This is a genomic window from Labrys miyagiensis (genome assembly GCF_030160835.1).
Classification (GTDB): Bacteria; Pseudomonadota; Alphaproteobacteria; order Rhizobiales; family Labraceae; genus Labrys; species Labrys miyagiensis.
In genome coordinates, this window is the sequence record NZ_BSPC01000053.1 from 1 (window position 1) to 8769 (window position 8769).

General features: G+C 57.7%; 11 protein-coding genes. 8 read left to right on the top strand and 3 right to left on the bottom strand.

Features of this window, described 5'->3' with window-relative positions; all coding sequences use genetic code 11:
• The 7 genes from QQL24_RS23345 to QQL24_RS23375 all read left to right on the top strand — a co-directional run.
• A partial coding sequence (locus QQL24_RS23345; RefSeq protein ID WP_284314700.1) for a DUF1403 family protein occupies positions 1-320 on the top strand: 320 nt, incomplete at its 5' end.
• A 2-nt stretch (positions 321-322) separates the two neighbouring features.
• A complete protein-coding gene (gene scpB, locus QQL24_RS23350; RefSeq protein ID WP_284314701.1) occupies positions 323-1027 on the top strand; it encodes an SMC-Scp complex subunit ScpB in 705 nt (234 codons plus the stop codon).
• 86 nt (positions 1028-1113) lie between these two features.
• Positions 1114-1731: a hypothetical protein gene (locus QQL24_RS23355; protein ID WP_284314702.1), complete on the top strand. Its 618-nt coding sequence runs from the start codon at positions 1114-1116 to the stop codon at positions 1729-1731.
• 59 nt (positions 1732-1790) lie between these two features.
• The gene (locus QQL24_RS23360) at positions 1791-2126 is read left to right on the top strand and encodes a hypothetical protein (RefSeq protein WP_284314703.1); all 336 of its coding nucleotides are present in this window, start codon (positions 1791-1793) and stop codon (positions 2124-2126) included.
• 124 nt (positions 2127-2250) lie between these two features.
• Positions 2251-2514: a hypothetical protein gene (locus QQL24_RS23365; protein ID WP_284314704.1), complete on the top strand. Its 264-nt coding sequence runs from the start codon at positions 2251-2253 to the stop codon at positions 2512-2514.
• A 560-nt stretch (positions 2515-3074) separates the two neighbouring features.
• Positions 3075-3875 carry a MipA/OmpV family protein gene (locus QQL24_RS23370; RefSeq protein WP_284314709.1) on the top strand — a complete coding sequence of 267 codons (801 nt, stop codon included), beginning with the start codon at positions 3075-3077 and terminating at the stop codon, positions 3873-3875.
• A 451-nt stretch (positions 3876-4326) separates the two neighbouring features.
• A complete protein-coding gene (locus QQL24_RS23375) occupies positions 4327-4653 on the top strand; it encodes a hypothetical protein (RefSeq protein ID WP_284314705.1) in 327 nt (108 codons plus the stop codon).
• A gap of 300 nt (positions 4654-4953) precedes the next feature.
• Here the strand turns inward: QQL24_RS23375 and QQL24_RS23380 are convergent, their stop codons facing one another.
• Positions 4954-5460: a hypothetical protein gene (locus QQL24_RS23380; RefSeq protein WP_284314706.1), complete on the bottom strand. Its 507-nt coding sequence runs from the start codon at positions 5458-5460 to the stop codon at positions 4954-4956.
• Positions 5461-5464: 4 nt separating this feature from the next.
• Here QQL24_RS23380 and QQL24_RS23385 point away from each other — a divergent pair, with 4 nt between their 5' ends.
• Positions 5465-7186 (top strand): sensor histidine kinase, encoded by a 1722-nt coding sequence (locus tag QQL24_RS23385; RefSeq protein ID WP_284314707.1) that lies wholly within the window; start codon positions 5465-5467, stop codon positions 7184-7186.
• Between the two features lie 9 nt (positions 7187-7195).
• Here QQL24_RS23385 and QQL24_RS23390 read toward each other — a convergent pair whose 3' ends face one another.
• Together QQL24_RS23390 and QQL24_RS23395 are read right to left on the bottom strand one after the other, a co-directional pair.
• The gene (locus QQL24_RS23390; RefSeq protein ID WP_284314708.1) at positions 7196-7381 is read right to left on the bottom strand and encodes a hypothetical protein; all 186 of its coding nucleotides are present in this window, start codon (positions 7379-7381) and stop codon (positions 7196-7198) included.
• 451 nt (positions 7382-7832) lie between these two features.
• The gene (locus QQL24_RS23395) at positions 7833-8243 is read right to left on the bottom strand and encodes a DUF2147 domain-containing protein (protein ID WP_431310744.1); all 411 of its coding nucleotides are present in this window, start codon (positions 8241-8243) and stop codon (positions 7833-7835) included.
• Positions 8244-8769: the final 526 nt, after the last annotated feature.

The window sequence follows — 8769 nt, forward strand, 5'->3', positions numbered from 1 at the left end:
GCCGGCGCCCGCGGCCGGGGGAGGGGGGGTGGCCGGCGGCCCTGGCGACCGCCTATGCCCTGGCCGCCGCCACGGCGGTCGACCGGGCCATCGATCTCGAGCGGCGGGCAGAGACGCTACAGCAAGCGCTGCCCAAGCTGCGTGCCAAGGGGGCGGGGCAGATCGTGACGGCGCTCCTGGCCGATGATGCACTCACGCCGGCGTCCGCACCCGGCGCCATGAGCGATCGCGCCTTGCGCCGCCTGTTCGACCGGCTGGTCGAACTCGGTGCCGTGCGCGAGCTTAGCGGCCGGCCAAGCTTCCGGATCTACGGGCTCTAGTCATGGCCAAGCCAAGATCCGCACCCGTGCTTGACCGCGAGCTTGCCGACCTGCCGCCGGCCGTGCGCTGGCGGCAATGGATGGGCCGGGTCGAGGCGGTGATCTTTGCCTCGCCCCAGCCGGTGGGCCGCGAGGACCTGGCCAAGCTGGTGGGGGAGGGCGCGAACCTCGATCTGCTCATTGACGACATCCGGGCCGAGCTGGTCGATCGGCCCTATGATCTCGTGGCCGTCGCCGGCCGCTGGCAGCACCGCACTCGGCCCGCCTTCGCCGGCGCCATCCGCGCCAGCGAGCTGACCGCTGCGCCGCGGCCGGAGCTGACGCCGCTGGAAGCCACTGTTTTGCTGGCGATCGGCTATTTCCAGCCGGTGACACGGGGCGAGTTGTCGAAAATGTTCGGGCGGGAAGTTTCTCGGGACCTGATCGCCAATCTGCGCAGCGACGGCTTTGTCGGGACGGGGCCGCGCAGCCCCCAGCCGGGCGCGCCCTACACCTATGTCACCACGCCGGGCTTCCTGGAGCATTTCGGATTCCAGACCCTGCGCGACCTGCCGGACCTCGAGATGCTGGAGGATGCCGGCCTGCTCAGCAAGGCGCGGCTGCTGGCCGAGGACCTGCAGGCGGTTCCCGGTGAAGGCGAGGGCGAGGACGATGCTGTCGAGGAGGCGGAGGACATTTCGGTATTTGGCGGTGCTTTCGACGACTGAGCGGCCATCATCTGTCGGTTTGCCAATGGTCTCGAAGCTGGGAATGTCATATAGGACGGTTATTCCCCTGTCATAAGCGCATCTCCATGAAGCCCCCACTTAAGCCGTTCACCGTCGAGGTGAAGCGCTCGCGTTCCACTACCTCCTTTACAAAGCCGATCAGCAGCGCGCCGCCCGCGTTCCTTGAAACCATGCCGGCACCTGCCCCGGTCGCGCCTTCTCAAGCCCGCCAGTTGGCGGAGCAGCTGTTTACCTCCCTGAGCGTGAACTCGAGTGCCGCGCCCGAGACGAAGGTGACGGCGGAGAGCGTGTTTCGGACAGTGGCTCCGCGCGCTGCAACGGTGGAGGAGCCGACCGCTGAGACGACGGCGAAAGCTCCCACGACACAGGTGCCGACCGTAGAGGTGACTGTTCCAGCCAAGCCCCGCGAGCCGCGCGCGGGGAAGATGCGAACTTCCCTTGCACCCGCGAACAAGGCCATGAAGCCGAACAAGCCGAATCCCGTGAAGGCGGCGGCGCTCAGCGCTCCCGCGCGTGTTCAGCAAGATCCGCGCACCAAGCCTGCGGAGATGGCGTCGCCCCCGGTGAAGATCGATGAGGGTGCAGGCCTGCCGTCGGCGCCTGGAGCCGAACGCCAGGGGCGTCAAACTTGGGGTTGGGGTCCCGGCGAGCGCTGGATGAAACGGCTGCGGTATTTGCGCTGATATGGCGCGAAGACCGTCTGGGTGGATGCGAAGGGCGGCCCAGGAATGGTGGAGGGGCGATGACCAGCGTGGAAGAATTCAATCAGCGCCTCAGCGCCACCAAGGATGTCCTGGTCGGGCTTCAAAACAGCGACCTGGCCCTTGTGCCACTCCAGGAGGACGAACTTCGTTTGCGTGCGCGGTCCCTGGTGAGCTTTCTGGCCGGGACGGACGGCGATGGCATGGCGTCGCCGCCGTGGCTTGCCGACGTTGCCGCCAGCGCCGAGGATTACCTCATGCACTGCCTGCGAAGCAGCATGGCCGCAGGCAGTCGGGCGCCGATGGTGTCGGCGCCACCCCGGGACCCGCCGATCAACTCGAAGCCCCAACCGTGGTGGCGTTTCTGGGGCCGGTAGCCGACGACGGCTCCATGACGAACAGACACATCCCAACGCCGCCGGCGTTGCCTGCATCGAGGTCGGACCAAATTAAGGATCGAAGTGCACGATTGCGCCATCGATGGCAGCGGCGAGAGAGCCTATGAGCAAAGATTTGATCCTGCTGGATGGTCTCGGCATTGCGCACAACGAGCTGATTCCGTCCGGAACCATTGCCATCATTCTGAGGGATGGTGGCGTGCGCGTCGTCCCCGCAGAAAAATTGCGAGAGACAATCAAGGAAATCGGCAGCGACAAGGTCGAGGGCCTGACGATGTCGCCTTCCGATTTCGAGAAGCTGCAAGTGGTAGTCGATCGCCGAAACGCAGATAACTCTCCCGACGATGCCGGTGAAGATCAGGTATAAGCTCTCGATCAAGCAGGAAGGCGGGATCTCGCAGATCATAAGGCTATCTTCTGAAACCCCCTCGCTGAGCTTTGCAAAAATAGCGTCCGCCGTCATGTCGGAGTGCATGGCGTCGGGACAAGATTTGTTCCCTCAGACACGCTAAGCGAATAGCTAAAACATTTCAGTTAGTTGAGGGGATCACTCGTTCGGACCCACTTGAGTTGCGTTGAGGGTCGAGGCATTGCTTTGACGTCAGATGTTGGGGCTTTTCGGCCCTCTCGCTGCCTTGGCTGCCAACTCGGATCATCTGGTCCTCGTTCGTTCCTACTTATCGTGTCTGCGGGAGTAAATCTTGTTCCGACCCCGAATCGTACCTCGGACGGCAGGTGAAGGCAGTGTGTCGTAAGATGCAGTTCTCGTTCTCGGACTTTGTCGTAATGGATATCTAATATTGGCTTGGCATGCTGTTTGGTAGGCAGGAATCCAAGGGGCTTGGTGTTACTGTTGTTCGGGAATCGCGTTGAATGTGTGTACCCACCATCCTCTCAGCGTCAGGGTCGGCTGTTATTCTGCTCGCGGTGTCACCCTTGTTGCCAGCCTTGGGTCAGGAAGCCTCGCCCTATTCGGTGCTGAATTTCTCCTCGCAGCCGGCGGCGGCGCCTGACTGGATCGTGACGCTTGGAGCCGGCGCGCAATATGGCCCAAGCTATGAGGGGGCCTCGAAGACGAATTTCTCGGTGCTGCCGTCCGATCTCGACATTCGCCGCGCCGGCGAACCGGAAGGCTTCAGCGCACCCGATGACGCCTTCACCTACAGCGTGTTCGACAGCAATGGTTTCTCCTTCGGACCCGCTGCGGATTTTCGGGCCGGCCGGTCCCGCTCGGACGACCGCTCCCTCGCCGGTCTCCATTCGCTGCCCTTCACCATCGATGCCGGTGTTTTCGGGGAATATTGGTTTATCGAGGACCGGCTGCGCGCGCATATCGAGATCCGCCAGGCCCTGCACGGACAGCAGGGGATGGTGGCGGATCTTTCGGCCGACTGGGTCCAGCCCTACCAAGCCTTCACCTTTTCGCTCGGCCCCCGGCTGTCGCTGGCCAATGGCACCTATATGCGCGATTCCTTCAGCGTTTCCAATGGCGAGGCCGCACAGAACGGTCTGGTTACGCCCTATCGCGCCACCAGCGGCATCAAGTCCGTCGGCGCGTTGGCGTCCGCCGCCTATCGCTTCAACCCCGCCTGGAAGGCCACGCTCTATTACAAATATGATCGTCTCGTCGGGAACGCGGCCGATAGCCCGATCGTCTCGCGCATCGGCTCGTCCAACCAGAGCACGGTCGGGCTGGATCTCAGCTATTCCTTTGGCGTGAAGTTCTGATCCACAAAAGCAAGTCTTGTGAAGGGAGGAACAGATTCTCCAATTGCACTCAATGTTATGAACAATGCAGGGAAACGGGGCGTCGCCTCGTGCAGCATTGTCGGTACTTCGCTTAGACTCCCAACTCCTTTCGCGTCTTTCACACATGGCGAACCGCCAAGGCTCCTTGTGCGGAACTACAACCAATACATATGTGCAGCCGGATGAAGCACCGCCGGCACCCCGCACGGGGCGCCGAAGCCGCCAGATATTACAGGTCCGCGGCAAATGCTGCGAAAGTCAGGTAGCTCTTGCGATGCTCCCACACTGGCGAGGGGAACCTTATGGGCCCCACGACTTCGAGGCAGTCAGCGCGAATTCGTGAGCTAGTAGTGGGTGGCGGTGAACGTATTACCGCTGACCTTCCGCCGTTATAATTCTCCTATAAGTGCATGCAGCTTACACTTACTAAATGCGCACTCTCAAAGATCGCGTCATTGAAAGCTTCGCCGCAGGGGTCGGGCTGCCATATAATGCCTGTTATTGCTTTGCATTTTGCGCTGGCCTGGCAATTTCCCATTATTTTGTGCGCCACCAACATTTCGGTTTTTTCGTCTATTTGCTGACTATGACGCTGTTGGTCCTCGCCGGGGTTGCACCCGTTTTTGGGCTGTCGGTATGGGCGAAAATATTCCTTCGGCGAAAAGCAAGAGCATCCAATCAAGCCACTCAGGACCCGGGCGGTGTGACTGTTCGTTTTGCATCCGAACAGAAATACCAGCGCCCCTCTCGCGAATGAAAACGGACGCATGGACGTTCAAAGTTTCATGGGATTTTGGTCGAACGATCGGCGACGACTGAGAACAAAATGAAGGCAACAGGAGTGAGCTGCCGCTGAAGCCAGCATTGGATTACCTGTCATATCAGGCACCCAGCAATGCCTCGTAATTTCCACACTCCGTGATGCGGCCTCCAACTTTTGTAGCTCACACCAATAGGGAATAAGCCCTGTATGGTCCTCGAAAGCCCGTCATCACAGCCGCAACACTGGCATGGGGGTTTGGCACGGGTCTTGCGAAAGGACAGGAAGAGTTTTCCTTCAAGAGAAAGGCGAGGTTCGCAATGCCTGACATGGCTCCTGGCGTACCCTGCTTGCTGCAACCTCGACGAAGCTCTCACGATGAGCGAATGCGCCGATATTCTTTTCGAGGCTGCCGTTTTCCGCAGCTGGCTCGGTATCGAAATGCGATGCCAAGCTGGCCTCCTGGGTTCGGCGAGCTGCATGGCGGGATTGCTGCAACGCGGCCGCAATGCGCCTAACGAGGTCTCGTAGGGCATTCGCATCGATGCGACCTTCCTCTCCTCCCACAGGAAACAGGACGTCTATCTCACGTTCGCTAGCAATGGCATTTGCCAAGACTGCGGCCGGGCGATCGTAGGCGCGGGTGCGTTGGGCACCACGGCAGAGGGTGGGTCTATCGCCGCAAACATAGTAGGATCGCAAAGAAAGAATGCAATAGGTGATAACTTTATCTCTATTCAGCAACTGGCTAGGCCGGTCAATCCGGTGGAAATTGGTTGGTGCATTCGGCGCGATCAGTGTCATCCCCATGCTCATCGCGACGAATTATGCAACCCAGATTGTGGCGTCGGCATTCGAAGATAATGTCGAGGAGTGGCTTTTCCAAACATCTCACTTCTTTATCGCGAATATCCTGGATGAACGACGCGAGACCGCGAGCATTGCAGATGCTCTCGCAGAAGGGGGTAATCTGACTCCATTGGTATCAGGAACGTCGCATGAACTCCCCACCAGCGTCTCGCGTTTGATGAGTGCGCTCGGCTACGATCTACTCCTGATATCGGACGACCAAGGAAAGATTATCTTCTCCTCCAAGCCGCAAAACAGCTTCAAAAGTGTTCCGTTCGGCGAAGGTCAAAGACTGTACCTCGATAACAACGATGGTCGGCCAACACTCATGGCTGGCGGGTCCGGCAATCTGATTTATCAGGGACAAAGCTTTCATATCCTAATCGGTACCTTCGTTGACAAAAGTTTCATCAATAACATAGGTGTACTATCCTCGCTTACCATCAAGCTTTACTATGACATAAGTGGCAAATTCACTGACGTATACAACTCGGGTGCGCAAGATCAAAACGCAATTCCTCTGGAAATACTGGAAAAGCTCACGGCTACGAGAGTGGATGACTATTTGTCTGCTGACCCAAGCGGTACAGATTCGTCTATCGGCATCTACGCGCCCATCAAGGATGGCGACAATCTCATCGGCGTCTTATTTTGCGGCTTGAGGCCAGACTCGGGGATTGCCGATTGGATCACGCGAGGCAATCTCTTCATCGGGATCTTTGCGTTTGGAATGTTTCTGTCAGTCGGGGCTGGGCTAATTATGTCTCGGCTTTTGACGCGGCCTGTTATTCGCCTTGCCGAGGGCGTCAATGCAATCGCCAAGGGAGATTTCTCGCAGCGTGTGCCGGTCAGCAGGAATGATGAAATCGGGCAACTCTCCGTCGCCTTCAATTCCATGGCCTTACAACTCGAGGGGTTGCGCAAACTGGAGGCCAAGCTGCGGCGGCGCGAACGTATGGCTACGCTCGGTGAGGTGGCAGCGGGGCTGGCTCACGAAGTGCGCAACCCCCTTGGTATTATCAAGACGTCGGCCGAGTTGCTGGAGGGCAGTCCCAACTTGTCAGAAGTGGAATTGCGCCGCCTCGGCTACGTCGTTGACGAGGTACGCCGTATCGACCAGCTCATTCGTGACTTTCTGGCCTTCGCCAAACCACCCCAGCGCATGGTAACCATGCTGCCCGCCGATCTCATCGACAGAGTGCTTGGCAGCTGTCAAAGCGAAATCGAACATCATCACGTTACTGTCCACGTCGAGGACGAAAGTGGGGGGGCTCTCATTAACGTCGATCGCGATCAGATGATACAAGCATGCCTGAATATTGTGCTTAACGCATTGCAGGCCCTGGAAGGCGCAACTGAATTCAATCGCCTGCCTATACAGCACCCAGTTCGCCCGAGGCTCGATATCGGGATTTCTGCGGAGGGCGAAGAAGTACATCTCATTTTCGCCGATAACGGACCCGGCATATCCCCCCTATTGATCGATCGCATTTTTGACCCATTCGTGACCACCAAGGATGCTGGTACCGGGCTTGGCCTAGCGAGGGTCTTCGCAATTGCGGAAGGCCACGGCGGATGGATCGAGGCACGCAATGGCGTGCACGCGGGCGCGATCTTCGAGCTCGTAATTCCACGATTCCAGCACTCGATAGGAGATCTTCTCAACGATGCTGATCGTTGACAACGAGGTTCAGTGCCCTGCCAGAAACTCAGGACGCAAGCGTCGTGCTCTGATCAAATCGAGTTGTAACTCGCTTTCAGGTATGCCGAAGGCATCGACGACATCGATGCGGCTATTGGCATCAGCGCTGACGATATTGGCGATCGTGTCGAGGAGATAGGCGTCGCAGCTTGCAACCAGTTTGTCGGCGACCATAACACAGGGAAACGCGAGCCTTTGATTGGATTGTGCATGAGCCTCTCGGCGGCAAGCATGTGGCCGAATTTGGGGACCGCGACAGCGATTCTTTCAGGCAAACGCTCGTCCGAAGGTCTCGACGCGACGCCGAACATACTCATCGCCGACAATGTTATCACTCGCGGCTAACAGAACTTCGACCAATCGCTCGCTGAACGGAAGACGGAAAAGAACAGCTATACCGACTGGCCAATGATCGTGTCGACAAACCTGCGAGCCTGGTAAGGCAAATCACGAACCTCACTCAGACTGATGGAACAGCCCAAAATCCGGCGCAGTAATCAGGAGGAAAGACCAGATATTGTGAATCAGCAAATATATTATGGGCGCCGACCTCCATTGAGGCACCACGCTTTGGCTCATTCTCAAATTCATACCTGCGGTGTGAAAACCGATTGGATAGTAATAACTAGCGACGTGTCCAGACCTGCGACTGGCAGAATATTTTCATCAGGCAGCCCTTTAATATCAGTGAGTTGCCTTGAACAGCGCCTGTGCCGTCATAAGTTTGGTTGTCATCTGGGTCCGTTAATTGACCTGTGTAACTACCGCCGCTACCAGTAAGTTTCCCGATCTGGCGGCCGGCGTATTCGCCTTCCTCGATAGTGCCGCAATAGCCATCCCCGCAGTGGTTGATCACGACCGTATCGCCGTCCGATGTCTTCCACTCACCGATGATCATGTCCTCAGCGTAGGCGACGCCAACCATTGTGCAAATTGCACCTAAAAGAACCCCAGTTGTTACGAGTGTACGAAACATGGTGGCCCTAATGCCCTCATTTTTCTGAAACCTGACGTAGCTTTTGTAGACTTCAGCCACAGGAATACTCGAGCACAGCAATCGCTTGGCGGAATATGAGCTTCCTATCTCCGAAGACGCGATATTCTATGACCATCGCCACGGTCCCAAGCCGCTGATTTGATGAGCAGAGTTACAATAATCAAAACTGGTTTAGCTTCTATCTAGCCAAAAGGATGTTTTGACGAGATCCGGTCACCACGCTGACGTCAACCTTCCCTCATTTAAGTACAGGCACTATTAGAAGGTCACTAGGAGCCGAGGCTAGTTACAAATTTGCGACACAAGGAAGGGTCCCACCAGCACGCTGTGCAGAACTCTACTCGGGCTAGTCGCCTAATTTGGATATAATCAGTGTATGTTAGCCTTCAAACGTTTCGGTCTTGTCGGAGTTCTACCCATGGATCGTCGCAAATTCTTGCAATTGGCCGGTATCTTGGCGACCTCAATGTCGCCGAGCATCGGAAAGGCCAATTCGACCGTACCTGTTATGTTCGACTGGGGGATGGCGCCGCCGCTGGATGGCCGCGAGAGCTTCGTGAACTGG

Bases quoted from the DNA above. Each gene is read 5' to 3' on its own strand.
- scpB (WP_284314701.1), top strand. From the start codon at position 323: ATGGCCAAGCCAAGATCCGCACCCGTGCTTGACCGCGAGCTTGCCGAC.
- QQL24_RS23355 (WP_284314702.1), top strand. From the start codon at position 1,114: ATGAAGCCCCCACTTAAGCCGTTCACCGTCGAGGTGAAGCGCTCGCGT.
- QQL24_RS23360 (WP_284314703.1), top strand. From the start codon at position 1,791: ATGACCAGCGTGGAAGAATTCAATCAGCGCCTCAGCGCCACCAAGGAT.
- QQL24_RS23365 (WP_284314704.1), top strand. From the start codon at position 2,251: ATGAGCAAAGATTTGATCCTGCTGGATGGTCTCGGCATTGCGCACAAC.
- QQL24_RS23375 (WP_284314705.1), top strand. From the start codon at position 4,327: ATGCGCACTCTCAAAGATCGCGTCATTGAAAGCTTCGCCGCAGGGGTC.
- QQL24_RS23380 (WP_284314706.1), bottom strand. From the start codon at position 5,460: ATGACACTGATCGCGCCGAATGCACCAACCAATTTCCACCGGATTGAC.
- QQL24_RS23385 (WP_284314707.1), top strand. From the start codon at position 5,465: ATGCTCATCGCGACGAATTATGCAACCCAGATTGTGGCGTCGGCATTC.
- QQL24_RS23390 (WP_284314708.1), bottom strand. From the start codon at position 7,381: ATGGTCGCCGACAAACTGGTTGCAAGCTGCGACGCCTATCTCCTCGAC.